Below are 26,043 nucleotides of genomic sequence, written 5' to 3' on the forward strand. Positions count from 1 at the left end.
AGTTCATTTAAGGATCTAGATATGCAACAGGCGTTATTTGGTGGTGGCTGTTTTTGGTGTGTTGAAGCCGTTTTTTTACAGTTACGCGGTGTTATACAGGTAACCAGTGGTTATGCAGGTGGTCATCTCGTTGAACCGAGCTATGAAGCGGTATGCAGTGGCAATACTGGACATGCAGAAGTTGTAAAAATTGATTTTGATGAAGAACAAGTCCGTTACACTGATTTATTGACTGTATTTTTTGCAACACATGATCCAACGACCTTAAACCGTCAGGGCAATGATATTGGTACACAATATCGTTCAGTGATTTACTACTATAATAATGAGCAAAAACAGCAGGCTAAACAGTTTATTGATGAGCTCAAAGCAGAAGGTGTTCAAGTGGTAACCGAATTAACGGCTGCACCAATTTTCTATGCTGCCGAAGATTATCATCAAAATTACTATGCTAAAAATCCAAGCCAAGGCTACTGCAATTTTGCCATTCCCCCAAAGTTAAATAAATTACGTAGTAAGTTTCAAAGTTTGCTCAAAGCATAAAAAAAGCGACTTCAATGTCGCTTTTTTTATCTCAGCATGATTTAGTTTTCACTGACGAAAGCAATATCACTCAACCCAGCTTCGCTGGCACGTGACATGACTTGTGCCACTGTATCGTAGCGTGATTGTTTATCAGCACGTAATTGTACAGTTGGTTTTTGTGCTTGTTGACCTGCAGCATGAAAACGCTGAGACAAATCATCTAAACTGATCATTTGATCATTCCATGCCACTTCACCTTTAGCATTAATACTGATGGTAATTGCCTGAGGTGGAGGTGTGGTAATTTGCGCTGTGGTCTTGGGTAAAGTCAAAGGAATCGATGGATTCGCAACGGTTGCTGTCACCAAGAAAATAATCATCAACACCAGCATAATATCGATTAGCGGAATGAGGTTCATCTCATTCATGCCAGTATCGTGATCTTCACCCAATTGAAAAGCCATTATGCCTGACCTCCAGCATAATTTTGTTGAGCTGTTTTGGCAGCATTTGCAGTATTGCTTTGTGTCGCAGAATCTTGTTGCAACATGGTGTCAATCAGCAAAGTATGTGCTTTATCTTGTAGCGCATGGGCTAAAGAGCGGTTAGCACGAACACAAATGTTATATGCAAGTACCGCAGGAATCGCAACCCCCAGCCCTAACCCTGTCATGATCAGTGCTTCGCCCACTGGCGTTGCAACCTGCGCCAAACCAGCTTGCCCACTACGACCAACAGCCGCTAACGCGTGAAAAATCCCCCAAACCGTACCAAATAGCCCTACAAATGGTGCGATTGAAGCAATCGTTCCCAGAACAGCAACACCTTTTTCTGCTGAAGTTTTTTCTTCAGAAATTTGACGCAGTAAAGCTTGTTCGGCAACTGCTTTACGCTGATCAAATGCCAAAGGTGCAAGTTTAGCTTTAAGCTTGGTCAACGCTTGTTCGAGTTGAGCATATGCTTGTTGTTTAAGGTGACGTGTACCCATTAAACGCAAGGCAAAAACCGTCCACGTTGTAATCGACATTACAATGAGTACAAAATACAGCGTTTTACTTACTGCATCAGCATTTTGCCAGTAGATTGAAAAGTTCATGCTCGAACTCCTGATTTCATAAATTAGCCGTAAATTTAATTCAGATTTAATGCAAAAGGTTGAGGTGCAATAAAATCATGCGCATAAGGTTTAAAGCTCTGTCTTGAAATATAACGTTTCACCATTTGATCCAACTTACTATTTCCTGATGACTTAATAATTTCAACATCAGTGATCGTACCTTTTGCCGTTGCATGTATTCTTAGCTTTATGACAAAAGTACCTTTTAGGCTATCGTCAGTATTACTATTTAAAAAATCTTCTACAACTTCATTTAATCCACGTGTAATCCTATCTGGCCCATATTTCCATTCGACACCAGAACCTCCCCCAATACTCACCGTTTTTGGCGATGGATCAGCAGCAGGAGCGCTGGGCTGAGGTGCAACTGGTTGAGGAGCAGACTGTGGTGCAACTTTAGTAATGGTGGATTTTGTCGTGGTGACTACAGGTGCAGGTGAAGCTTTCACAACAGGTTGCTCTACAGCATGCTTTGGTGCTTGTGTCTTGACCTGTTGAATTTTTTCAACTTTTTTAGGTGGTGGAGGCAGCTGTTTTTCAACAATTTTAACTTCCTTGACCTCTTTTGGTTTTTCCTGTGGCTTCGGTTTTTCTTTTGGTTTTGGAGGCAACGGCTTGGAAGGTTGTTGAATTTTAACAAAACGTACTTGTAGTGGTGGTTTATGAACTGGCTTTAAATCCTGAATTTTCATTTGACCCAACGCCCAAAATACGCCGATATGTCCAACCACAACGGCAATAAATGTCGCAAGTATTTTCTTTTTCATACGATCACTAGGATGAGGATCTAAATTCAATGCAGGAGAATGACTCATAACACAACTATAACCTGTGGCGTATGACTTATCGTGATAGATAAATCACAACTATCGAGTTGAACGATTAAGTCTCAATATAATAAATGAGAAGTGTTTTCATTTTCAACCTCTTTTCACAATTTATTCGCCTCTAAATAAATCATAAAAATTTGGCAATAAAAACGCCTTAATATTTGTTATATTATAACGTAATTATTATTTTTCCAATCGATTTATGTAATAAATCGATTCTTGATCATCATGCAAGGATGGCTGAATATAATAAAAATTATCAGTTCTTCGATTGTTATGTTATAATTCACAGACCATCATGGGGATGTTCTTGGCTTCGACGCTGGTGATGAAACTCATAGATGCATGCCGAGAGCGCATTTTCTCTCGTAAATCAAATTTGCATTTTTTAGTCGCAAACGACGAATCATACGCTCTAGCTGCCTAAGGGCAGCTTGTCCGCCTCTCCGAATACTTGTGGTTAGAGAGTCCGACTGAAGCGCACGCACACAAGTCCGTATAAAGCCAAGCCTTGGGGCTTTATACCAAACTAAGAGGATCGCGTTTTGTACCCTGTTCGTCGGGTCACTTAATGCTAAAACAATAGACGATATCTAAGCATGTAGTATTCTCGAGCGTAATGCTGGCGGACGCGGGTTCAACTCCCGCCATCTCCACCAAATACTTAAATTTGTATACCGCAACATGACGTTATATAAGTAAATTAAGCTTAAATCTCAATGATTTAGGCTTTTTTTTACGTCTATATATCACGTTATATGCAGTTTCTTATAGCTTGTAGTTTTGTATGGTAGCGTGTATGGTGTGAGTTAGAGAAAATCCACCATACAAGAATCAATATGAAAAGAACGGAATTAAAAGAGAAAGATAAGTTAAAAATGAAAGATACAATTCTTTCGTCCTTAGAACCTGAATCAAAAGAATATAGAATCAATGATGGCGAAAACCTTCATTTTGTTGTGAATCCCACAGGCAATAAACGATGGGAGCTCAGATATAGGAAGCCAAATGGGATACCATCATGGTTTGGGCTAGGCAAATATCCTAATGTCGGTGGGAAATGGGCAAGACAAAAAGCTGATGAAGCAAGAAAGTTAATTTCTCAGGGCATTGACCCACGTGTACATAAAGCTGAAGCAAAACAAGCTGAGGTAGAAAAAGGCTCGTTCACCTTTAACCAGCTTGCTGAAGACTACTATACGATCAAGAAATGGACAGCTGAGACCAGAGCTAGAAATATTGGTGCATTGAATAACCATGTATTCCCAGTCATGGGTAAACGTGATTATCGTAAAATTACAAAGCAGGAATGGCTTAGCTTATTTAAGGAAATACAGGGCAAGCTTAACCCTCGCACTGGTAAACCGATTATAGAGATGGGGCAACGAGTCAGGGCTTTGGTTAGAGAAATTTATGACTATGCTGAAGTGCTGGGAAAGATCGAGTCTAACCCTATTTCAAACTTACATAAAATCCTAGATAAACACGTTGGCAACAGTATGAAACATGTCGATAGTGATGAATTACCATCGTTACTGAGAGCAATCAATCACTACCCAACTACAGATACAAGAATTGCCCTCAAATTACTGACTATGCTGTTTTGTAGACCAAGTGAATTACGTGAAGCAGCATGGGATGAGTTTGATCTAAACGCTGAGGTATGGTTAATCCCTGCAATTCGAATGAAAACCAAGAAGGAACATAAAGTCCCATTACCTAAACAAGCAGTAGAACTGTTACAGGAGTTAAAGCAGCTTACAGGTTATTCATCCTTCTTACTTCCAAACAGAAACGATAAAACCAAGGCTAGATCAAACACAGTCTTTATCATGGCATTGAGAAGAATTGGCTATGGAGATAAACAAAATCCTCATGGCTTTCGTCATATTGCTAGCACAATATTAAATGACAAGTTTAGTGATAAACCTCAAGTTGTTGAAGCCTGTTTAGCACACAGCAAAAAAGGTGTTAAGGCGGTATATGATAAAGCGACTCATTTTGATGAGCGTAGAATTATGATGCAGTGGTATGCAGATCATCTTGATAAGCTAGCAGATGAAACCGTTATTCAATTTCAAAGTGCCTGATATTTTAAAATTATCGTGACTGCGCCGTTACGGTACAGCCTGCGTTGTTAAGCATTACTTACATCAATCAGGGGAAATGCTAAGCATACCTATTCCCCTTCACTATAATAACGCCGTTAATTTTTTGGATAAGAAATCCTTATGTATCAAGGTTGATACAGTTCAAATTATGATCAAAATAACAGCAAGAACACCTCTTTTAACAATATATTGAAAACAATTATCATTTGTATTGCAATCGAGTTGCAGTTCATATAGACTCAGCAATACTTTCGAAGCGAACATTGTGTAATATATTAACATCACATTTTGGAATAAATTGATTCGACAAGAAGAATCCGAACAAAACCAAAATCCGCTTTAATCACCCCAAAACTTAACTTCAACTAATCCTCAAAAATCAATAATGGTTTTTGCATGGGATTTTTTGTCTTTTTAAAAGGAGAAAATGTAAAAATATGACTTTAGTTTCAACAACATTAGCAACAGAAGGAACTTTATACTCAGTAGATTGGTTAAAAGTTGTGGTATATATCGACCATGATCAACACTCACTTAATGATGGTATTCGAGTTGATATTCGACGCTCAGAAGGTGGCTACGATACAGAAGATCAAATGCAGTCATTTCGACCTATTTGGGTTAGAGGTAGCTACAGCAGCCAGCTAAAAATTAAATCATTATCTGAAAGTGCATTACAGATCGAAGGCAATTTTTATAAATGGTTGTACGGTCAGAACGTCACAGGAAGCACAGATTTAGTTGGTTTGGTGTTTGATGTGGTAGTGGCTTTAGCAGCTCAACATACGACTGTAACGCCAACACAAGAGCAATTAGAAGCTATTAAACAGGGGCTTTTTAAAGTCAGTATAGTTGACATTAATAAGGCATTATTGTTCCAAGATAAGCAGGAAGCACTTAGGTATCTTGAGCGATTGAAGCACAATAGCAGCTATCCGTACCGTAAAAAAGATATTGAGAATAACGGCGTTTACTTTGGTAAAACCAGTAAAAGATGGCTACTCAAGTATTACCATAAAGGCACGGAAGTTATCGTCAATCGCAAGCATCAGAAACATATCACAGTGGAGTTACAAGCTTTAGCCGATTTAATGATTCGATGTGAGATGCGTTTGAAGTGGAGACAGTTAAGCGAATGGGATTTGCTGACTGGTGACAAATGGGATGCAGCAACAGTAATTAAATTGATTGATGATGCTCACAAGAAATTACGATTGCCTGAACCAGTGGCTTTACCTGATATGCCTAGTCGGTATGTGAAGTTTCTATCATGTGTAGAAGCTGGCACTGTAGTGGATTGTTACAGCCCCAATACCATCAGCAAAATGAAAGCTGATTTGGTCAGGAAGTACGGCGTTCATTTGAATTAATCGACATCGTAAAAACTAATAAACAATATTAAGGAGGATAAAACGCTATGCAAAAATTACGACTAACACTTAAAGAAACCTGTCACCTACTGTCAGTTCAACGAGATAAGCTACACAAGATGGTTAGTGATGATCCAACATTTCCACGACCAATCAAGGAAGGTACAACCAGACAGGCAGCCGTTTACTTTGATCATAGGGAGTTAGTGGAGTGGTGGGAAGAGAAGAAACAAGCTCGGTATAGTTGATGTTTTATAGAGACCAAGGTAGCGTAAGTTGCCTTGGTTTTTTTATTTTACTTTTAAATATAATAGATGAAAATAGATTTAATTGGTGGGTATATGAATATTGATAATAAAAAGTTAGATGCTCTGCTTTCAAATGAATTTGAAATTGATTGTATAATGATTGAGCTTACACAGCAAACTGAGAGTAATCCTATCATATATAAGGGTGCTGGTTCATTAACTCAAAAGTCTGACGGTAACTTTTATGTAAAGCTTTACCATGCATTTAATGATATCTCTAAAGAGATTATGCCTACTTTTGGTAACAGTATATCAGGTAAAATAATTGGGAAAGATGCTTTTTTTAGTATGGAAGCGTTAGATATTTCTGGGAATATTTGGACAGCAACAGATATTCAAGTGTCGAATAATTTTTCAATTCCAGCTACAGGAAAGGTTGTTAATAGTTATATAAAGAATTTGAAATGTGTAACTGATATAACAAGTACAATTGATCAAAAAGCTAGTTTCCTGTTTTTTGTTATTTCTGGAAATTTTAAAATTCCTTTGAACAAATGGGAAGACACAATTGGTGGTGGAAAAGCACTAAATACATGCCAGTTCAGTATTGATGGTAAAAATATTGAAATAAAAGACAATAAAAATTGTTTGTTTATTAATATTGAAGATCCGTTGGGAGAAATTGACTTTAGTTACCAAGAGAGATTCTTAGAAGCATTGAGTATCATAACTGGTAAATTATGTCCTGTATTACTTTCAATATTACATAGCAACAATCATAAGATTTTAAATATTAATAGTATTCCTAACAGTTTATCTAATAAACCTCTCGTTTCTCTACTAAAGCATCAATCTCCATGGGATTTACCAAATTTTCAAGATTTCTTATATAAGTATTTAATTTCATTTCATAAAGAGTATGACATATTCTTTGGGTATTGGCATAAGGTTAATCGAGCATGGCAAGGTAGTTTAGAAAATACAGCTCTTGCTCTTTGTGTAGCAATAGAAGGAGTAGTAAAAAATTATTATAAAGAATTTGGTTTACCAGATGATGAAATCATTCTTCAAGCAAAAGAAGCCAGAGATTTGATTAAAAAACTTGATTTAAAAGAACGAATAAAAAATAGGATTATGTCAACTCTTGGGCAAATTAATTCATCTAACACAAAAAATGCATTATATGAGCTTTTCAAATTAGGAAAAATTGATAAAGAGTTGATAGAGGCTTGGGTTTCCCTACGGAATAAGGCAGCTCATGCAGATAACTTAAACGATGATATGCTAGAAATTCAAAAATATTTAGATGATTTCTATAAAGTCCAAAACCTTTTTAATTTATTACTGTTATTAAAAATTGGCTATAGTGGTAAGTATCAAGATTTAGCCAAATTAGGTTGGGAAGAATCAACAATGGTTTTAGAGTTGGAAAATAAGTAGATTGAGTGAATAGGCAATATAGGATCTGTATGGTATTTTGTATGGTAGATTTTTTAAATAAAAATAAATTGATTTATTTCAATAATTTGAAATTTCAATTCAATTGACGCCATCCCATATACTTAAATTTATATGCCGTAATATGACGATGTATAAGTTAGAAAGGCTTAAATCTAAAGGGTTTAAGCCTTTTTTTTGCCTGCGTATAACTGAATATAACTTTATATAATGTACATCGCCGTGTATCCCAGCGTGTATCTGTAAGTTTTCAGCTTATAAATTTCTATTTCTAAAGAATCTTTATTTCGCAGGACTTCCCCATTGATTGCGCTCAGGTTTGGTTTCACTTACCATCCAGATAAACAGTGGAATCAAACCAATAATGGTAAAAGCGATCAACATCCACCAGCCAGAACGGTGAACATCGTGCAAACGGCGCACCCCAACGGCAAGCGCTGGCAAAAAGAAAAATAAGTTTAAAAGTCCTGTAAAAATATTCACTTGGCCTTCACTAAGCCCAATACTCGCCAAAATCAGAGCTAAAATAAAACCCGATAAAATCTGGAACAGATAAAAATACCAATATTCCTTACGTCGAGCACGACCTGAAAAATTGGTATAATTTTTTAGACATTTCATTGCCCAATCAAAAAAACCATAATTTTGTTCTTCTTGTAACTGTGCATTACTTTCCTGAAATACAGGTGGCTGTTGAAATGGCGTTCCAAGGGCTGCCAAATAAACACCGACTGCCTGACCAAGTTCATTGACCAAAAAATCAACCTGCTGCCCACGAATAGGGGCAATCTGTTCTTTCCATTCTGCACCAATAAAACTGTAGCGTTTGTTATCCTCACCGTTAATTATGCCTTCATTATATTGAATGCTAAAATCTAGCAACGTACCCTTCATATTTATGCTCTCTGTCTATTCAAATAGTTATAGTTAGTTAAGTGAGTATGTACACAAACAAATATATAAAATATATAGTTTTTCTATCCAATCCATTTAAAACAGTATGTTACAAGATTGTCAGCCTTTTTCTTTTTGGTTGGGTTTGAATGTTCTCTGATCACAAACGAATTTCATCAATTTACTGTATCAATGTATGACTTTTCAACCAATCACGCAGCAAACGTAAAAATATTCGATTTTATATAAATCAGTTTAGACAATGCTTATCAGCTTTTAGAATAATGATAAAGTTAGAAAAATATCTCATATAAAACAAATAAATAATCTTAAAATATTGTTTATCTATGGTAAAAAATCAGCATTTAAAATTACTATTTTTTTCAAATTTTTCTTTTTTTGTTTGCATTAGGTTACATTTTCTTGATTAAAAGTTCTTAGAAATTTGCTTTAATTATCGCCAACGTTTTCTAGATGGTCATCTGCTATGAAAAAAATTTTCCCGAAAACCCAAGATACTTTTTTGAAAATAGGCTTGGTCAGTATGATTGTCTTAAACATCAGTACAGTTTTATTTTTAAAAGATCACTATGAACACAGCTTTATCGCTTTTTTAGTTCTAATGATTTTTCCATTTCTCTATATGAAATGTGTGACTACAATTGCCAACAAAATTTATGAAAGCGATCCCCTTGGATCATTTTAACTTTCATCAGGATGTTGACCTATGAGAGAACTATCCACTTATAGATCAACATTTTCCAACTATAAGACAGCTAAAAATCAGCTTTAACCCAACCAATTGCAACTAACTAAATGCTCCCCAACCAAAGCCATGGAAAAAATTGCCGCCTCAAATGACTCAAATAAGGTCAATGCCACTGCCTGACTGGCTGGGACAGTTTTTAAACCATAACCAAACCGCAAATAACCCAGAAACATTGGAATCAGGGTCATATCCGCCGTATGAATACGACCAGCTTGTATCAACGTCAGATAGAATGCTTGATTGTATAGTTCATAAATTTATTTAAGCACTATGCCGTTATTCTCAGGTAAAGAAGAATTGCTTTGGTATTTCTTTCTCTCATCGCATGAAGCAAACACTATTATTTTATTTTTCAATAAAATATAAATTATTGATATTTTAAAAACTCGAACCCAAAGTTTTTTGTCTAAAAAATACCCAAAATAGATCAAAAAATAGGATAGTGTGTCATACAAATAGAGTTTTCTTCATTGAAAGAGACTTTTATAATCGCGCCACTTGAGTGTTTTTTAACACCTCGTCTCACATGAATTCAGCGCAAAAAATTCATGCCAAAGCTCACTTTTACCGGTGAGCTTTTCTCTATTTATAGATCTGTAATTTTTAGCTGGTAATGCACTTCTGAACCTGCTGCCAACCGTACGGTTTCACTGGCAATCTGCCCACATTCTACGCAGACAAAATGCTGCCAATCTCCCTCGGCAATATCACCCAGGCGTTCAGCTTTGTCTTGCCACGGATTCCAGATCACCACACTGGCACAGCTGGGTGCCGCAATCTGAATTGGTTCAGCATGTGCTTGTACAATTTGATAATAACCTGATGCTTTCGGGTAAATCCGATCCATTTCCTGTTGAAAAGTCACCGCATCTGTTTCCAAAAAGTGGTGATTATTTTGTAATTGATCTATAAATTCAGCATTTTGCAAACCATGAATTTCAGTCTGCCGAATCTGATTGATCTGAAAATAACTATGCCATGCAAAACTAAACTCAAAGGCTTGCGACCCGATATTTTCAACGTGCAAGTCCAGATTTAAAGATCTTCCGCAGGAAATTCGCAATTTCAAACGAAAGGCATGCGACCAAATTTTCCGAGTTTCAGGTGAGTCCTGTAAAATAAAATCAACATGATGAATGGCTTGAGCTTCGTCATAACTCACGTTTTGCAATTCCCAAATCTGGTTACGTGCAAAACCGTGCGCAGGCTGTAGTCCTTGCGGATGCGCGCCAAACCATGGGAAACATAGCGGAATTCCGCCACGCAACGCTTTACCCAACTGCCCTGTATTGACTTGGGACAACCACAGTAATGGTGTAGCCCGATGTTTAGGCTGATACTGCAAAATTTGCGCTCCCTGCAAGGCAATGCAAGCACTACAGGATGGGCTGTCAATTTCGAGAATATCTAAATCAGTGAGCTGCTGATTCAACTCAAGTTTTTTTATTGTATGCATCTTCTAGCAATTGGTTTGAAAGCGATTTTGAGCTTAATCGATCTGTCTCGATTTGCAAACATCAAGTCCATATCTTTCCCTGTACGATTGGGCTAGTATTTTTGTTATCCTCATACGGTACGATGGTTTTGTTAATGAGCTACTTACTTGCACTCGATCAGGGAACAACCTCAAGTCGTGCGATTATTTTTGATGAACTCGGGCAAATTCATGCCATCGCACAACGTGAAATTTCCATTCAGACCCCACACTCAGGTTGGGTCGAACAAAATGCCAATGAAATCTGGTCAACTCAAATTGCCGTGGTACAACAGGCTTTGGCTTCGGCACGGATTCTTGCCAAAGATATTCGAGCGCTAGGCGTAACCAATCAGCGTGAAACTACCGTAGTTTGGGACAAACGTACAGGTAAACCACTCGCACCCGCGCTGGTTTGGCAAGACCGTCGTGCTGCCGCGTGGTGTAACCAATTAATTCAACAACAGTTACTCGAAAAAATCCATCAAAAGACTGGGCTTCGGATTGACCCGTATTTTAGTGCAGGAAAACTGGTGTGGTTACTGGAAAATGTCGATGGTTTACGCCAACTGGCAGAGCAAGGACATGTTGCTTTTGGCACCATTGACAGTTGGCTGGTGTGGAATCTGACCCAAGGCGCAGAACATGTCATTGAAGCGACCAACGCTTCACGTACCATGCTCATGAACTTGAGCCTGCAAACATGGGATGAAGAACTGCTCGAACTGTTTGACATTCCTGTCAGTGTTTTGCCGAAAATTATCCAATCCGATGCTTATATTGCAAATACCGCACAAGGTTTACTCGGTAGCAATATTCCGATTGCAGGGATTTTAGGAGATCAGCAGGCGGCTCTGTTTGGACAGTCCTGTTTTGAAGCAGGCATGGCCAAAAACACCTATGGCACAGGCTGCTTTATGCTGTTCAATACAGGTGACAAATTGCAGTACAGCCACAACCAACTACTCACTACACTGGCATGGAACTGCCACAATCACACCGACTATGCACTCGAAGGCAGCGTGTTTATGGCAGGTGCAATTGTACAATGGCTGCGCGATGGCCTAGGCATTATTAAAAGTAGTCAAGAGATAGAAAAACTGGCGTGTCAGGTCACAGATACTGATGGCGTGGTACTGGTGCCTGCCTTTACAGGTCTGGGTGCGCCGTATTGGGATAGCGATGCACGTGCCCTGCTCTGTGGCATGTCGCGCGGCACCACCAAAGCCCATATTGCTCGTGCAGCACTCGAAGCGATTGCCTTTCAAGTTGCCGATGTCCTCACAGCAATGCAATCTGATTTGTCCCAACCTTTAAAAGAATTACGGGTTGATGGCGGTGCCTGTCAAAACGACATGCTGATGCAATTTCAGGCAGATATTTTAAATGTCCCCGTCATGCGTCCAAAAATGCGCGAAGCCACTGCATGGGGCGCTGCTGCAATGGCAGGCATGAAAATTGGCGTGTTTTCCCATGTCGGGGAAATTGCTCAGTCGTGGCAACTCGATCGTTGCTTTGAGCCAAAAATCTCAGTAGATCAACGCCAAAGCCAACTACAACAATGGCATCGAGCCTTGCAACGCGCGCGTTCAAATTTAAATTAGCCTGAGTTCGATATAAAATATGTAGAAAAAATCAGATATGCAGAAATGCCAGTTACATATTTAAAGTCAAGATTCAGTTTTTAAAATATTGTTTTTCAATATATTAAATAGATCATGATCTCTGATCGAGTTTGCAATAAACGTCATCAAACTCTATTTTGAAGATGTAAATGGATTGCCTTGTGCAGCGATGCTGCTCACCCTGAAAGCCTTGCGATGCAGTGCTTCTCAGGTCGAACATGAACGAGGTTGAAATATATTTCAATCGAAATGCAAGGTTCGGTGAGTTAATCCTGAAATATGGTTCAAAATGGTAAGACTCTCTTATAATAATTCATTTATTTTTAAAATCTTAAATAAAAGCTTCTAGCGAACTCACATTAAATAAAATAATAAACTAAATTATTGCGAAAACCCTGCTTTTAAAATTTTTTGCAGCAAGCCATTGCAAATGATCTTTCCACGAATTACAGAACATTTAAGATTAAAAAATGCCAGTCAATTTATTCACTGACTGGCATTACGTCCTCTAACTTGGTTTTTATTAGTGCGCGTGCCCACCACCAACTGGCCCTTTGGCGCGTGGACTAAACCAGATCAGAATTGCCCCAACCAAAAAAATCAAAGTAAAAATCAAAAATACATGATTAACCGAAATGGTTAAGGCTTCTTTTTCTACCAGATTCGCAATTGTACCCACAATGGTTGAATGGTTCATGCCATTGGCTTCAAGCAATCGCACGGTTTCTTCCGTATGTAAATTAGATACCATTTCACTACGTGCAATCTTGCTATGATCATCCCAAATGCTCACTGCCAGTGAAGTTCCCAGTGCGCCTGCCATAGTTCGCACAAAGTTCATTAAACCCGCAGCAGAAGCAATTTCTTGAGGCTGTACTGAACCCAATGCCAGATTGGACAGTGGAATAAAGAAGAATGGTACAGCAAAACCCTGAATAATCTGCGGCAATGCCAGCGACATAAAATCGGCTTCGTTGTTCCAAAAAGCCCGCAGTAAAGTCACACCACTCATCAGCACAAAACCAAACGATGCCAAAAGCCGTTCATCAAACTTGCTAGCAAGTTTTGCCACAATTGGTGACATAGTCAAACTACCAAAACCCATCATCGCAGTCAGATAGCCTGCCCATGTGGCGTTATAGCCCATGTTGGTTTGCAACCACTGTGGAATAATCACAATACTGCCAAAGAACGCGGCAAAGCCAAACGCCAAAGTCAGCACGGCGATGGAAAAACCGCGATGCCTGAAAATCCGAATATCCACCACGGGGTGCTGCTCAGTATATTCCCAGATCAGGAACACCACAAAGCCAACCGCTGCGACCAGTCCAAGCACTACAATCATGTCGTTATTGAACCAGTCACGGTCATGCCCCAAATCGAGCATGAGTTGCAAGGCGGCAATCCATAGAATCAGTAGACCCAAGCCCATGCCATCAATTTTTAATTGGGTCGTTGGGGTTTCAGCAGGCTTGAGTACGCGAAGCGCAGCCAGCGCACAAATAATCCCGACAGGTAGGTTAATAAAGAAAATCCAGTGCCAGGTCAGGTTGTCACTAATCCAGCCACCTAAAATCGGCCCTAAAATCGGCCCTACTACGGTGGTCATTGCCCATAAACCCATGGCTTGGGAATGTTTTTCGGGTGGGAAAATCCGCATCAGTAAGGCTTGGCTAATTGGCATGAGCGGACCACCAAACAGCCCCTGCCCGATTCGGCAAAACACCAGCATTTCAAGGCTGTTGGATAAACCACACAGCAAGGAAAACACGGTAAAACCGATCAGGCAGGCAACAAAAACCCGTACTGAACCAAAACGCCCAGCCAGCCAGCCCGTTAACGGCACACAGATGGCTTCAGCAACCGCATAAGAAGTAATGACCCATGTGCCTTGCGAATTTGAAATTGCCAAGTCACCGCTAATATGGGTGACTGACACATTGGCAATGGTGGTATCAAGCACCACCATAAAGTTGGACAGCGCGATTACAAATGCTGCCAGCAGTAATCGCCCTCCTGTCAACTCTGCAAAAGGAGTGGCATTTTTCATAAGCAATTACTTCGCACTGAGATCGACATCAGCATTCATCGACAACCCGACACGTAACGGATGCGCTGCCAGTTCTTTCGGATCAAGTGCAATACGTACAGGTAAACGCTGTACCACCTTAATCCAGTTGCCTGTCGCATTCTGCGCAGGAATCAAAGCAAATGCCGAACCTGTTCCGCCCGAAAAGCCCATGACTTTGCCGTGATAGACCACATCTTTCCCATATAGGTCAGACGTAAGTGTTGCAGTTTGCCCGATACGAACTTTGGCAAGCTGGCTTTCTTTAAAGTTAGCATCAACATAGAGTTGTGAAATAGGAACGACACTCATGAGCACAGTGCCAGGTGCAACCCGCTGCCCTACCTGAATATTACGACTCGTCACCACACCATCAACAGGTGCACGAATCACTGTACGTTCCAAATCAAGCAAGGCCTGTTGAACTTGGGCTTGTGCGGTTAAAATATCGGGCGCGGTATTTTCACTAGCCCCTGTAATCAAGGCTTCATTGGCAGCCAAGTTACTTTGCGCCGCTTTACGGCTGGATTCGGCTTGGGACACGGCTGCTTTGGCCACATTTAATGCCGCCAATGCAGTTTTTGCCGCACTTTGTGACGATGTCAGTTCTTCTTTAGAAATCGCACCGGTTTGCTCAAGTGCCTGACGACGAGCTAACTCTTGACGTGCATTGTCATAATCTGCCTGCGCTTTGACAACCTGTGCCTGTGCACTACTAATGCTGTCACTGCTGACAAAAATCTGTGAATTTAAAGAACTGCTGTTCGCTTGAGTCTGGTGATATTGACGTTTGGCTTTTGCCAACGCCGCTTCTGCCTGCGCGAGTGCAATCTTGGCATCACGTTGATCGACTTGTACTAAAATATCGCCTTTATGCACTTGTTGCGTATCTTGTACCGAAACTTGCGCGACTTGTCCTGTCACCATTGAAGTGATTTCAGCCGTATCCGCACCTACATAGGCGTTGTCGGTATTGACCGTGTTATTGAAAAAAATTGCCCAAATCGCATAAAGTACTGCTGCAATAATCAATATGAGTGCCAAAAAGCCAAGCATTTTTTTGCGTTTGGCTTTCATGGCTGGTTCAGCATTTGACTCTGGCGGTTGGGTCTCGGGTGTATTATTGGAGACATCTGTCATCACATATTCCTAAATTAACTCAAACTGTGATCAGAACACCTCAAATACATTTCAGCTGCGCACAGGCGATGCCAAACAACTCATGAAATGTATTTGAACTATACCCAGTCTTGATTTTTTGAATCGTTTACTTCGTTATATTGGGTAAAAATCACATTTTGATTATAAAAATACAAGATTGTTTTTTTCGTAAAAACGTGTACAAAGTGCAGCGGAACCCCCTATTTCAATAGGCTTCTAGCACATAAAAATACAATCTAAAACTTTAATATTAATCAATATTTATCAATATTCATCTATTTAATAAGCATAAGAAGCAATTGCCACCGCGATGGTGACTGAGCAGTCATTTTGCATAGACATTCTCATTGTACAACTTTTTTTGCCCATTCTTAAGACTTCTGCATGAGCAATAAAAGATTGTCCACGACCAGGCGCCAGATAATCCACCCTCAAATCCAGTGTTGCCAGACGTTCGATTTGTTTAAGTACTTGTTCTCGATGCTGAATATCGGCACGCTTATATAATTCTGCCATTGCCACCACACCCCCAAGGCTATCGAGCAAGGTCGCTGCTACACCGCCATGCAAGATTTCATAAGCGACATTACCAATCAGATTCGGCTGCATATTCAAATGCCCTTGAATCTGCTCATCCACCACCCGCATGCAAATCCCATTATGTTGTAAAAAAGGCGAATGGTTAAAGGCATCACACAATTGCTGCAAGATTGCAGAGAGCTGATTTTCAGATGAAATATCCAGTTGCCCTGTCCATGTTTTTTTTGTTTGACCCATGCTGAGTTATTCCTTGAATGATGATATGTTCTTGTACAAACGCCTCATTATAGGGCTACAATAGCCCCCAAGTTTAATACTGAACATCGAGATTGTTATGACTTATACGTTCAATCGCCCTGCATTTCCTGCCACCCGTATGCGCCGTATCCGTAAGAATGATCAACTTCGAGCGATGGTCAGTGAGACTCAAATTACCCCGCACCACCTGATTTATCCTGTATTTGTACTGCCAGGGCAAAACCAGCGTGAAGATATTCCAAGTATGCCGAACATTCAGCGCTTGTCGGCTGATTTGCTGTTGAAAAAAGCGGAAAGCCTCTTGGAGCTTGGGGTTTCCAAACTGGCACTGTTCCCTGTTACACCACAAGAAGACAAAAGTCTGACTGCTGAAGCCGCATGGCGTGAAGATGGTGTAGTTCAAAACACCTGCCGTTTACTCAAAAAAGAATTACCAGAAATGGTACTGATTACTGACGGCGCACTCGACCCCTACACCACACATGGTCAGGACGGCATTATTGATGAAAACGGTTATGTGTTAAATGACGAAACCGTAGATTGCTTAATTAAACAAGCACTCAGTCATGCCGAAGCAGGTGCAGATGTGATTGCACCAAGTGACATGATGGATGGGCGAATTGGCGCGATTCGTCAGGCACTCGAACAAAATAACTTCATTTATACCAATATTATGGCGTACTCTGCCAAATACGCTTCAAGTTTTTATGGCCCATTCCGTGATGCCGTAGGTTCATCCAGCAACTTAAAAGGTGGTAACAAATACACCTACCAAATGGATGTCGGCAACCGCGCTGAAGCCTTGCATGAAATTGCTCTAGACTTGCAAGAAGGTGCTGACATGGTGATTGTCAAACCAGGTTTGCCATATCTCGATGTAGTGCGTGAAGTTAAAGATACCTTTGGTGTCCCGACCTTCGTGTATCAGGTCAGTGGTGAATATGCCATGCTTGCAGGCGCGATTCAAAATGGCTGGCTCAGTGATAATGTCATTCTAGAGTCATTACTCTGCTGCCGCCGTGCAGGTGCAGACGGGATCTGGACATACTTTGCCGATGTCGCTGCGCAAAAACTCAAAGAAATGCAATAATTCGTTTTCCTAGATAGATCGAGCGCACGATGCAGATTGCCATCATTGGGGCGGGTGTAAGTGGTTTACTCTCAGCCTTTGAACTGATTCAACACGGCTGTTCCATCACAATTTTTGATCAACAGCAAGCAGGCAAAGCTGCATCATGGGCAGGTGGCGGGATTTTGTCGCCGATGTATCCATGGCGCTACCCTGCTGCGGTTAACCATCTGGCTCAATACGGCAAGGCGCTCTATCAGGAATACAATGAACAGTTGTATCCTATCACCCACATTGATTTTCAGATTCAGCATACAGGCATGCTGATTTTTGATCCTGAAGATTTTGCCATTGGGCAAAGCTATGCGCAGCGTCATCAGGAACCGATGCAATATGCTGAACTGCTACAGGGTCAACACTTACATCAGATTAACCCACATGTGTCCGAGCAGTTTCAGCAGGCTTTGTATTTTCCGCACCTGTCCAATGTACGTAATCCGCGCTTATTACAATCTTTAATTGCTTACTTGGCGCAACATCCTCAAGTTAAATTTATTGAAGATTGTGCGATACAAAAATTACAGATTCAAAACCAAAAAGTCACCGCAATTCATACTGAAAAAGGTGAAAAATTTACTGCCGATCAGGTGGTACTTGCCACAGGTGCTTGGAGCCAAGCGTGGGCTGAACCACTCAATTTAAGCATTCCAGTCAAACCTGTACATGGACAAATGGCGCTGTTTAAAACACCAGAAAACTGGTTGCCGACCATGTGTATGAACAAGGTCATGTACCTGATTCCACGGCGTGACGGACATATTGTGTGTGGTTCAAGCATGAATGATTTTGGTTTTGACAACACACCGAAAGCCCATATTCAGCAAAATATTGTCGATGCTGTATTTGAAATGGTGCCAGAATTGGCACAGTTTCCACTGGTCGATCAATGGGCAGGCTTACGTCCAAGCTCCCCAGACGGCGTGCCTTACATCGGGCAAATGCCAGAGGTCGACAACCTGTGGGCCAACTTCGGACATTTCCGTAATGGTTTGTGTATGGGGCCTGCTTCTGCGCGCCTACTGCGTCAACTCATGTTACAACAAAGCACTTTGGTTGACCCAGCAGCGTATTCTCCACAGCGCCTCATACAAAATGCCCTCGCCTAATCACGCCAATAATTGCTGCAATGCCAAATCCAGAGTTGGATAATGAAAATGATAGCCTGCTTCAAGCAAAGCTTTGGGTTGGACAAACTGTCCATTTAAAATCAGTTGGGATTGTTCTCCCAGTGCTAATTTTAAAGCAAAGCCTGGGGCTGTAAGTAATGGACGAACCTGTAAATATTGGGCAGCGCACTCGGCAAACTGCTGTTGTGTTGAGTGTTCAGGAGCAACCACATTAAAAATTTGTGCCTGTGGTTGATGATTCATCAGAAATTCAATCGCGCCCAGCACATCGGCAATATGCACCCATGTCACAGGCTGACGACCATGCCCGATTTTCCCAGCCAGTTTCATTTTTATCGGTTGTAGCATCTGCGGCAAAATTCCACCATCTGCGGCAAAGACCACGCCTAAACGGATAATTTTAATCGTGTACTGCGCTTGATATGCTAAAGCAGCCTGTTCCCACTGCTGACAAAGTTCTGACATAAAAATGGCCTGGGGTTCAGTATTTTCATCACAAATCTTTTGCCACTGTTGCTGTTCATCAATCCCGTAATAACCCACTGCTGAACCTGAGATCACCAGTTTTGGCCGATGCTTCTGGTGATTGAGCCACTGAAACAATTGTGTTGTGGTCTCAACCCGACTATAAATCAGTTGCTCTTTGCGCTCTGTACTCCAGCGCTGCTGACCAATATTTTCTCCCGCCAGATTAATCACATAGTCAATCATTTCATTATTGACCTGACTCAGTTTCTGAACCCAGCGCAGGTTATGGTGGTCTGACGTTCGATTTTTACGACTCAGGGCAATCACCCGATAGTCACGCTCTAACAAATATGGTAACAAATGCCCGCCAATAAAGCCCGAAGCACCTGTAATGAGAATGGTTGCAGCAGACATAGCATTTCCTTTGTTCATTTTTATTAGATGAGATGATCTAAAAATATAGCACGCCTGCCAATATTTGATTACAAATTAGACCGCTTTAAATTTTTTAAAGTTTTTTAGGCTTTCTTGTCAACCATTACCAAAACACTGACGTTATATAGGGTATAAGGTCTGTTGTTGACGTTTTTGCACGGCATCAGCGAAAACGACACTTCAGCAGCCTTCATCAACAATCTTTGCCTCGGGTAACTTCATAAAAATAACCCGTTGTACGAAGTCTCTTAGACCAACGATTTATATCACTCGAATCGTTGGTCTTTTCTTTTTCAGAAGATGTTTCCCACTAGTTTTGTCTGATCTACAAAATGCCTTATCTATAGATTAATATGGAGATGGCAACATCGAAACACAATATATACAGAAAAAAATCAATAAAAATAAAATAGATTCAATCAGTCCAATTCCGTCACCGCAAAAAAAGTCGCTTTCAATCTTGGTGTGTATTCTGCACCTTGCATACAGCTTTATGCTACCTTATGGACATTCATCCGCAGGACTTCCAACTTTATGAGCGTGCATTTTCTTCATACGTCAGACTGGCATTTGGGGCAATTCTTTTATAACCATTCGCGCCACTATGAACATGAACAATTTCTGGCATGGCTCATTCAACAAATCAAAGAAAAACAACCACATGCCCTGCTGATTGCAGGCGATATTTTCGATGTCATCAATCCAAGTTCACAGGCACAAAAACAACTCTATCAATTCCTTGCCGATGCGCATGAGGCTGCACCACAGATGCAAACCCTGATGATTGCAGGCAATCATGACTCAGGTTATAGAATTGAACAGGTCGAACCGCTCCTCGAAAAATACCACGCCAAAGCAGTCGGGGTGATTCGCTGGAACGATGACAAAAGCTTAAATACTGAGCGCCTGATTTTACCGATTTACGATGCACAAAAAAATATTGTGGCGTGGTGTGTGGTGTTGCCTTTTCTACGTTCTGCCGAAATTACAGGTCTGAATGACCAGACCAGTACCAGCCAATCTGCGATTGAATATCTACATCGCACCTTGATTAGCGAAGCACAAAAAAGAAAAACACCTGAACAGGCGTTGATTGTCATGTCGCATGCGCACATGCAAGGTGCAGAAACGTCAGACTCGGAACGCCCAATTATCATTGGCAATGAAGAAGCGCTTTCTACTGCATTATTTGATGGTGCAATTGATTATGTGGCACTCGGACATTTACATAAACCGCAAAAAGTCGGACAAGCACATATTCGTTATAGCGGCTCGCCGATCCCTTTGTCTTTTAGCGAAATTCATTATAAACATCAGGTGGTTGATGTCAGGATTGACCCCAAAAATCCTGAACAGCCGTATACTTTTGACGCAATAGCCATTCCTCGCAGCATTAACCTGATTGCGATTCGAGGCAGCCTAGATGAAGTCTTTGCCCAGTTACAGGCTTTGCCACACGGCGAAATTGAGGAGATTGAGCAACGTGAATATGTGGATATTGAATACAGTACCACCCAACCGCCTGCTCTAAATTTACGGCAACAGTTTGAAGATGCTCTGCCGAAAAACCGTTATCGACTGGTCAAGATTTCCCGCCAGTATTTGCCAAATGAACAGCAACAAGATCAAGCTTCAGGCATAAGTTTAGAACCGCCGACTCCCGAAAAGCTATTTAGCAGCCTGTGGCAAAAACACGGTTACGATACCGATGATAGCGTACTCAAAGACTTCATGAGTTTGGTTGAACAAGCCCAACATGATCTTGATGATGAAACCTCTGCTTAAGGATTTGCCATGAAAATTTTATCTATTCGCATAAAAAATCTGGCATCGCTGGCAGGTGAACAGTGGATTGATTTTGAAAGTCAGCCATTGGCAAACGCAGGGCTGATCGCAATTACAGGCAAAACAGGCGCAGGAAAATCAACCATTTTGGATGCGATGTGCCTTGCCCTATTTAATAAAATTCCGCGCCTCAAAGAAAGCGATGGCAAACTCCGCGATGTCGACGGTTCAGAATTATTATCTAATTCACCTTTAACCGTGTTACGGCGTGGCGCTGGGCATGGTTTTGCTGAAGTGAGCTTTATTGCACCCGATCAGAAGCGTTATTTGGCGCGTTGGGAACTCAAGCGCGCCCGTGAAAACCCTACTGGAAAATTGCAAAGCGTACAGCGTTCGCTGACTTGCCTGAGCGATGGTGTGGTGATTGCCGACAAAACCAAAGCCGTCGATGACAGTATCAAAAATATTACCCAGTTATCGTTTGAACAATTTACCCGCGCGGTGCTGTTAGCCCAATCCGAAGTCACCGCATTTTTAAAAGCTCGTGACAGTGAACGCGGTGAACTGCTCGAATACCTGACCAATTCTTCAATTTTTGCCAAAATCGGACAATTGGCATTTGAAAAAACCCGTGACATTGCCAAGCAACGTAAAGAACTGGAAAATGTTTTAGGGCATATTGAAATCTTGTCAGATGAAGCTGTGACTGAACTGACCGAGCAATTGCGACAAAGCAATATGCAATATGAAAAACTCAATGCTGAAAAGATAAAATTAGAGCAACATCAGCGTTGGTTTACCCAGCAGCAAAAACTCGAACATGATGTACAACAACGCCAGCAGCATCTAACTGAGCAACAACAAAAATTTGATGCGTTGGGCTCAAAACGCACGCAGCTTAAACAATTGGAAACCTTTGCTAGTATTCGCCCCAGTGTGATTCAACAGCAAAAAACTCAGGCGGAACTCCATCAGTTACAACCAAAAATTCAAAGCAGCCAACTCCACTTCAACGCCATCAAACACGGTTTTGAACAAGAAAAAACTGTGTTTGAAAATGTGGACAAACAATTCAAAGCTCAACACACGTTTGAGCAAACATATCAGTCAAGCCTTGAGCAAGTCCGAGTCTATATTCAAGAACGTGAATTTATTGGCAAACAATTTGTTAAAGCCAAATCCACGCTAGAAAGTTTGCAACAAAATTTACAGCCATTATTACAGCAGCAAATCCAATTACAAACGGATTGCGATCAGTTCAGCACGCAGCTTAAGCAACAATCACAACAATTAAAGCAAACTGCACAATTTTCAAGTTTGGATCAAGGGCTGTCTGCGCATATCGCGCCACTACAACGCTTTATTCAACATTTTCAAAACTTCGAACAGCAATATGGTGAACTAGCGACTGCACAAACAGATTTAAGTCAAAAACAACAACAGCTTGCATCACAACAACAGCAATTTGGTCATGAGCAAAATGTTGATGCACAATTGCGAGAGTTCCGTAGCAATCATGAGAAAATATTAGCACAAAGCCATCAATTGGCTTTCATAACAACCCAATTTCAACAGTTTAGCCAGCTTCATTTAGAACAGAATGCGGTTCAAACTAAATGTGATGAACTGACGCAAGACATCGTACAAAGTACTCAACAGGTTCAGCTTACCGAACAGCAATATCAAACCAAGAAACTGGAACGAGAACAGTTACAACGCATCTTGCAGCAGCAACGCCTGTTGCACACTGAAAACATTGAAAAGCTACGCGAGCAATTGATTGAAGGTGAAGCCTGCTTGGTCTGTGGCAGTACCCATCATCCATTTAAAGCAGAACATACCTCTCTTTCCAATGAGCTGCTCAAACTACAAGAACAGCAAGAACAACAAGCCATTCAACTGGAACAACAACAGTTGCATGCTTGGCAACAGGCTCAGCAGATTCATGCACAGCACAATATGGCGCTCACGCAAAATCAAAGCCGCCTAAATGCTTTAACTGCTGATCTTGAAAAAACTCAGCACTCCATGAGTGACGCCTGCACACAAGCTCAAATTGACATTGATTTCAGTCAATCGCCTGATCTAACCCAGCAGAAACTTTTACAAATCATTAAAACACTTCAACAAGACAAGCAAAACATTGAGCAATCCATACAACAACTAGACGATGTTCAAAAACAGCAACGCACGTTGACCCAGCAAATTCAGCAGACTTCACAACAGCTCGCTATCGTGCAACAGTCCGAACAGACGATCCAATATCTACTCGATCTACTCACGACTGAACAACGTGATGCATGGCAAAAGCAAACAATGCGTGTTGCCAACCAAATCGTGCAGCAGCTCAACCAACGTAGCCAGCTTTTGCGCCATATTGAAATGCTGAATCAGCAGTTGAATGATAAATCTCAGCTTCTACAGCAAAAAACACATGAAATTCATACGAAGCATGAGCAAATTCAACATGCCGAAAAAGATAAAGCTGAATGTGAGCGTAAGGGACAAGAAAATAAAGAACTCGCAACCCAATTGATTTTTGAAATGACGCACATTCAGATTGAAAAACCACATGAATGGTTGATTCAATATGATGAGCAACGGCAAAATCTACAGCTTCAATTTAACCAAATTCGCCAAAGCTTCGAGCAAACCCGTGAAAAATTTGATCAACAGCAACGGCAACTCGATCAGCTCAACATTCAGTTGCTTCAAGTGACGGCGCAACATCAGACCGCGACCCTTGAAATCGAACAATGGCTAAAACAACATGCAGAGTTTGATCAGCCATTACTTTCTCAGCTACAACACATTTCGCTTGAAGAAACTCAGCAGATCCGCCGACACGTTCAAGATGCCGAGCGCGCATTGGCAGATGCTCAGGCGGCACTGAAAGCCATTCAAGAGCAATTACAACAACATTTGAACCATCAGCCTGAAATTGGACTGGCTCAACTACAAACCGAATTCACTGCGTTGCTTGAATCCCTGCAACAAACACAAGACATGCGCGATAACTTCAAACTTAAACTGGAACTACATCAGCGTAATCTAGAGAAACAACAAGAATTTTTCGAACAGATTCAGCAAATTCAGCAGCAGGAACATCGTTGGGGTAAAATTTCAGGTTTAATGGGAGATGCTAACGGAAAAAAATTCCGTGATTTAGCTCAGCAATACAATCTGGATATTTTACTTGAATATGCCAATCAACAACTGGCGATGCTGTCACAGCGTTATACGCTCAAGCGCCTAGAACACTCGCTTAGCCTCGCCATCATTGACCATGATATGGATGGCGAAGTACGTTCGGTTGCCTCACTGTCTGGTGGTGAATCTTTCCTCACTGCCCTTGCCCTGTCACTGGCAATTGCCAATATGGCATCGGGTTCTATGAAAATCGAATCGCTGTTTATTGATGAAGGCTTTGGCACTTTAGATGCTTCATCGCTACACATGGTGATGAATGCACTCGATCAATTGCAAAATCAGGGGCGTAAAGTCGTGCTGATCTCTCATATTCAGGACATGCATGAGCGCATTCCTGTACAGATTCAAGTGCAGCCACTCGGTTCAGGAGCAAGTCAGATTGAAATTGTGGGCTAGACAATAGATTCGATGTTAATGGGAACCGCACGATGCAACAGTAACCCTCCTCCGCAAAGGCTATCGTCAAAATCGTGCGCCCTCCAAACAACGTGTTTTCAACGACTGGAAAATTCCAATTGTGTGAACAAACCCATTCGTGTGCATTCACCCTAACCCACTGAAACGAGCTAAAAGCCCTGAGTCAGTCTGGTCAATACCACACGTCATTTTGACTTAGGTTTTCCTAAATGATACAACTCATGGCACTGTACATTTAATTTTGGCCTGACTCATAGCCTCTGATTTCTATTGTTATTTTTGATAATCTCGCGCACCAAACAACGCTGTTCCGACCCGAACCATGGTTGAGCCCGCGGCAACTGCTGCTTCAAGATCACCCGACATGCCCATACTCAAAGTATCCCAGTCGTCAGGGTGAGCGTGGTGCTCTTTGACTTGTTCAAATAGAGTCTGTGCATCAGCAAATGCCTTTAGATTATTGGGTGCAGGAATCACCATCAAACCGCGTAAACGCAAATGCGGAAGCAGGCTAATCTGCTCAACCAATGTTGCAACCTCCTCAGGAGCACAGCCATCTTTGGTGTCTTGACCATCAATATTGACCTGTAAACAAATATTTAATGGTTCATCGGAGTCTAAACGCTGACTCGACAATCGTTCAGCAATAATTAAACGATCAACTCCATGCACCCATGCAAATTTTTCAGCCAGATGTTTGGTTTTATTACGCTGCACATGCCCGATAAAATGCCATTCAATCGCTAAATCCTTCAGTGCCTCAATTTTATCCAGTGCTTCTTGCAAATAATTTTCCCCAAAAGCCCGCTGCCCTGTTGCATACATGGCACGTAAAGCATCGCTCGGATGGGTTTTCGACACTGCAAGCAATTGAACACTATCAACTGAACGGTGGGATTGTGCACATGCATGTTGTATTTGTTGCCATACAGCATCACGAGATTCTTGGTAATGATTCATAAACAGGCATCTCTCAAGGTTTTTTTCATGTTTTGCGGTGGAAAGTGTTGGTTAGATGTTTTGA

19 protein-coding genes, 1 other RNA gene and 1 pseudogene are annotated in these 26,043 nt (G+C 41.1%); 10 read left to right on the forward strand and 11 right to left on the reverse strand.

Features of this window, described 5'->3' with window-relative positions; genetic code table 11:
• Nucleotides 1-21: 21 nt before the first annotated feature.
• The gene (gene msrA / locus E0H77_RS08355; RefSeq protein ID WP_131376859.1) at nt 22-543 is read left to right on the forward strand and encodes a peptide-methionine (S)-S-oxide reductase MsrA; all 522 of its coding nucleotides are present in this window, start codon (nt 22-24) and stop codon (nt 541-543) included.
• A gap of 41 nt (nt 544-584) precedes the next feature.
• Here the strand turns inward: msrA and E0H77_RS08360 are convergent, their stop codons facing one another.
• From E0H77_RS08360 to E0H77_RS08370, 3 genes are read right to left on the reverse strand one after another with little or no spacing between them, the layout of a single operon-like run.
• Nucleotides 585-989: an ExbD/TolR family protein gene (locus E0H77_RS08360; protein WP_045794682.1), complete on the reverse strand. Its 405-nt coding sequence runs from the start codon at nt 987-989 to the stop codon at nt 585-587.
• Nucleotides 989-1,621: a MotA/TolQ/ExbB proton channel family protein gene (locus tag E0H77_RS08365; RefSeq protein ID WP_131376862.1), complete on the reverse strand. Its 633-nt coding sequence runs from the start codon at nt 1,619-1,621 to the stop codon at nt 989-991. The genes E0H77_RS08360 and E0H77_RS08365 overlap by 1 nt, the downstream gene beginning before the upstream one ends.
• A gap of 35 nt (nt 1,622-1,656) precedes the next feature.
• Nucleotides 1,657-2,457: a TonB family protein gene (locus E0H77_RS08370; RefSeq protein WP_131376864.1), complete on the reverse strand. Its 801-nt coding sequence runs from the start codon at nt 2,455-2,457 to the stop codon at nt 1,657-1,659.
• Between the two features lie 315 nt (nt 2,458-2,772).
• Between E0H77_RS08370 and ssrA the strand changes: the two genes are divergently transcribed.
• The 4 genes from ssrA to E0H77_RS08395 all read left to right on the forward strand — a co-directional run bounded on the left by ssrA (nt 2,773) and on the right by E0H77_RS08395 (nt 7,641).
• Nucleotides 2,773-3,131, forward strand: a transfer-messenger RNA (tmRNA) gene (ssrA, locus tag E0H77_RS08375).
• A gap of 180 nt (nt 3,132-3,311) precedes the next feature.
• A complete protein-coding gene (locus E0H77_RS08380) occupies nt 3,312-4,562 on the forward strand; it encodes a tyrosine-type recombinase/integrase (protein WP_131376866.1) in 1,251 nt (416 codons plus the stop codon).
• A gap of 458 nt (nt 4,563-5,020) precedes the next feature.
• The gene (locus E0H77_RS08385) at nt 5,021-5,953 is read left to right on the forward strand and encodes a phage/plasmid replication protein, II/X family (protein WP_131376868.1); all 933 of its coding nucleotides are present in this window, start codon (nt 5,021-5,023) and stop codon (nt 5,951-5,953) included.
• Between the two features lie 341 nt (nt 5,954-6,294).
• Nucleotides 6,295-7,641 (forward strand): hypothetical protein, encoded by a 1,347-nt coding sequence (locus E0H77_RS08395; RefSeq protein ID WP_131376872.1) that lies wholly within the window; start codon nt 6,295-6,297, stop codon nt 7,639-7,641.
• 300 nt (nt 7,642-7,941) lie between these two features.
• Here the strand turns inward: E0H77_RS08395 and E0H77_RS08400 are convergent, their stop codons facing one another.
• From E0H77_RS08400 to E0H77_RS08415, 3 genes and pseudogenes are all read right to left on the reverse strand, one after another.
• A complete protein-coding gene (locus E0H77_RS08400) occupies nt 7,942-8,553 on the reverse strand; it encodes a DUF805 domain-containing protein (protein WP_131376874.1) in 612 nt (203 codons plus the stop codon).
• Between the two features lie 751 nt (nt 8,554-9,304).
• Nucleotides 9,305-9,510 (reverse strand): annotated as a pseudogene (locus tag E0H77_RS08410) (EamA family transporter); the annotation flags it as partial.
• 398 nt (nt 9,511-9,908) lie between these two features.
• Complete coding sequence (locus E0H77_RS08415; protein WP_131376880.1) at nt 9,909-10,778, reverse strand: D-hexose-6-phosphate mutarotase; 870 nt, start codon at nt 10,776-10,778, stop codon at nt 9,909-9,911.
• Nucleotides 10,779-10,912: 134 nt separating this feature from the next.
• Between E0H77_RS08415 and glpK the strand changes: the two genes are divergently transcribed.
• Nucleotides 10,913-12,400 (forward strand): glycerol kinase GlpK, encoded by a 1,488-nt coding sequence (gene glpK, locus E0H77_RS08420; RefSeq protein ID WP_131376883.1) that lies wholly within the window; start codon nt 10,913-10,915, stop codon nt 12,398-12,400.
• 544 nt (nt 12,401-12,944) lie between these two features.
• Here glpK and E0H77_RS08425 read toward each other — a convergent pair.
• The 3 genes from E0H77_RS08425 to E0H77_RS08435 form a co-directional block, all read right to left on the reverse strand.
• Nucleotides 12,945-14,471 carry a DHA2 family efflux MFS transporter permease subunit gene (locus E0H77_RS08425; RefSeq protein WP_131376887.1) on the reverse strand — a complete coding sequence of 509 codons (1,527 nt, stop codon included), beginning with the start codon at nt 14,469-14,471 and terminating at the stop codon, nt 12,945-12,947.
• Between the two features lie 6 nt (nt 14,472-14,477).
• Nucleotides 14,478-15,629: an HlyD family efflux transporter periplasmic adaptor subunit gene (locus tag E0H77_RS08430; protein ID WP_131376890.1), complete on the reverse strand. Its 1,152-nt coding sequence runs from the start codon at nt 15,627-15,629 to the stop codon at nt 14,478-14,480.
• A 300-nt stretch (nt 15,630-15,929) separates the two neighbouring features.
• A complete protein-coding gene (locus E0H77_RS08435) occupies nt 15,930-16,427 on the reverse strand; it encodes a thioesterase family protein (RefSeq protein ID WP_131376893.1) in 498 nt (165 codons plus the stop codon).
• Between the two features lie 97 nt (nt 16,428-16,524).
• On the opposite strand from E0H77_RS08435, the gene hemB reads away from it, so the two are divergent.
• Nucleotides 16,525-17,538: a porphobilinogen synthase gene (gene hemB, locus E0H77_RS08440; protein WP_004903190.1), complete on the forward strand. Its 1,014-nt coding sequence runs from the start codon at nt 16,525-16,527 to the stop codon at nt 17,536-17,538.
• A gap of 29 nt (nt 17,539-17,567) precedes the next feature.
• On the forward strand, nt 17,568-18,683 hold the full coding sequence (thiO, locus tag E0H77_RS08445; protein WP_131376896.1) for a glycine oxidase ThiO: 1,116 nt from the start codon (nt 17,568-17,570) through the stop codon (nt 18,681-18,683).
• On the opposite strand, the gene E0H77_RS08450 is transcribed toward thiO, so the two are convergent.
• Nucleotides 18,684-19,586 carry a TIGR01777 family oxidoreductase gene (locus E0H77_RS08450; protein ID WP_131376899.1) on the reverse strand — a complete coding sequence of 301 codons (903 nt, stop codon included), beginning with the start codon at nt 19,584-19,586 and terminating at the stop codon, nt 18,684-18,686.
• A gap of 555 nt (nt 19,587-20,141) precedes the next feature.
• Between E0H77_RS08450 and E0H77_RS08455 the strand changes: the two genes are divergently transcribed.
• Nucleotides 20,142-21,392, forward strand: a complete 1,251-nt coding sequence (locus E0H77_RS08455) for an exonuclease SbcCD subunit D (protein ID WP_131376902.1) — start codon at nt 20,142-20,144, stop codon at nt 21,390-21,392.
• 9 nt (nt 21,393-21,401) lie between these two features.
• A complete protein-coding gene (locus tag E0H77_RS08460) occupies nt 21,402-24,998 on the forward strand; it encodes an AAA family ATPase (protein WP_131376905.1) in 3,597 nt (1,198 codons plus the stop codon).
• A gap of 294 nt (nt 24,999-25,292) precedes the next feature.
• Here E0H77_RS08460 and E0H77_RS08465 read toward each other — a convergent pair whose 3' ends face one another.
• Nucleotides 25,293-25,979, reverse strand: a complete 687-nt coding sequence (locus E0H77_RS08465) for a YggS family pyridoxal phosphate-dependent enzyme (RefSeq protein WP_131376908.1) — start codon at nt 25,977-25,979, stop codon at nt 25,293-25,295.
• Between the last annotated feature and the right edge of the window lie 64 nt (nt 25,980-26,043).

This window comes from Acinetobacter brisouioides (assembly GCF_004331075.1).
GTDB lineage: Bacteria > Pseudomonadota > Gammaproteobacteria > Pseudomonadales > Moraxellaceae > Acinetobacter.

Excerpts from the sequence above, each read along its gene's own strand:
- msrA (WP_131376859.1), top strand. The coding sequence starts at position 22 with ATGCAACAGGCGTTATTTGGTGGTGGCTGTTTTTGGTGTGTTGAAGCC.
- E0H77_RS08360 (WP_045794682.1), bottom strand. The coding sequence starts at position 989 with ATGGCTTTTCAATTGGGTGAAGATCACGATACTGGCATGAATGAGATG.
- E0H77_RS08365 (WP_131376862.1), bottom strand. The coding sequence starts at position 1,621 with ATGAACTTTTCAATCTACTGGCAAAATGCTGATGCAGTAAGTAAAACG.
- E0H77_RS08370 (WP_131376864.1), bottom strand. The coding sequence starts at position 2,457 with ATGAGTCATTCTCCTGCATTGAATTTAGATCCTCATCCTAGTGATCGT.
- E0H77_RS08380 (WP_131376866.1), top strand. The coding sequence starts at position 3,312 with ATGAAAAGAACGGAATTAAAAGAGAAAGATAAGTTAAAAATGAAAGAT.
- E0H77_RS08385 (WP_131376868.1), top strand. The coding sequence starts at position 5,021 with ATGACTTTAGTTTCAACAACATTAGCAACAGAAGGAACTTTATACTCA.
- E0H77_RS08395 (WP_131376872.1), top strand. The coding sequence starts at position 6,295 with ATGAATATTGATAATAAAAAGTTAGATGCTCTGCTTTCAAATGAATTT.
- E0H77_RS08400 (WP_131376874.1), bottom strand. The coding sequence starts at position 8,553 with ATGAAGGGTACGTTGCTAGATTTTAGCATTCAATATAATGAAGGCATA.
- E0H77_RS08415 (WP_131376880.1), bottom strand. The coding sequence starts at position 10,778 with ATGCATACAATAAAAAAACTTGAGTTGAATCAGCAGCTCACTGATTTA.
- glpK (WP_131376883.1), top strand. The coding sequence starts at position 10,913 with ATGAGCTACTTACTTGCACTCGATCAGGGAACAACCTCAAGTCGTGCG.
- E0H77_RS08425 (WP_131376887.1), bottom strand. The coding sequence starts at position 14,471 with ATGAAAAATGCCACTCCTTTTGCAGAGTTGACAGGAGGGCGATTACTG.
- E0H77_RS08430 (WP_131376890.1), bottom strand. The coding sequence starts at position 15,629 with ATGACAGATGTCTCCAATAATACACCCGAGACCCAACCGCCAGAGTCA.
- E0H77_RS08435 (WP_131376893.1), bottom strand. The coding sequence starts at position 16,427 with ATGGGTCAAACAAAAAAAACATGGACAGGGCAACTGGATATTTCATCT.
- hemB (WP_004903190.1), top strand. The coding sequence starts at position 16,525 with ATGACTTATACGTTCAATCGCCCTGCATTTCCTGCCACCCGTATGCGC.
- thiO (WP_131376896.1), top strand. The coding sequence starts at position 17,568 with ATGCAGATTGCCATCATTGGGGCGGGTGTAAGTGGTTTACTCTCAGCC.
- E0H77_RS08450 (WP_131376899.1), bottom strand. The coding sequence starts at position 19,586 with ATGTCTGCTGCAACCATTCTCATTACAGGTGCTTCGGGCTTTATTGGC.
- E0H77_RS08455 (WP_131376902.1), top strand. The coding sequence starts at position 20,142 with ATGAGCGTGCATTTTCTTCATACGTCAGACTGGCATTTGGGGCAATTC.
- E0H77_RS08460 (WP_131376905.1), top strand. The coding sequence starts at position 21,402 with ATGAAAATTTTATCTATTCGCATAAAAAATCTGGCATCGCTGGCAGGT.
- E0H77_RS08465 (WP_131376908.1), bottom strand. The coding sequence starts at position 25,979 with ATGAATCATTACCAAGAATCTCGTGATGCTGTATGGCAACAAATACAA.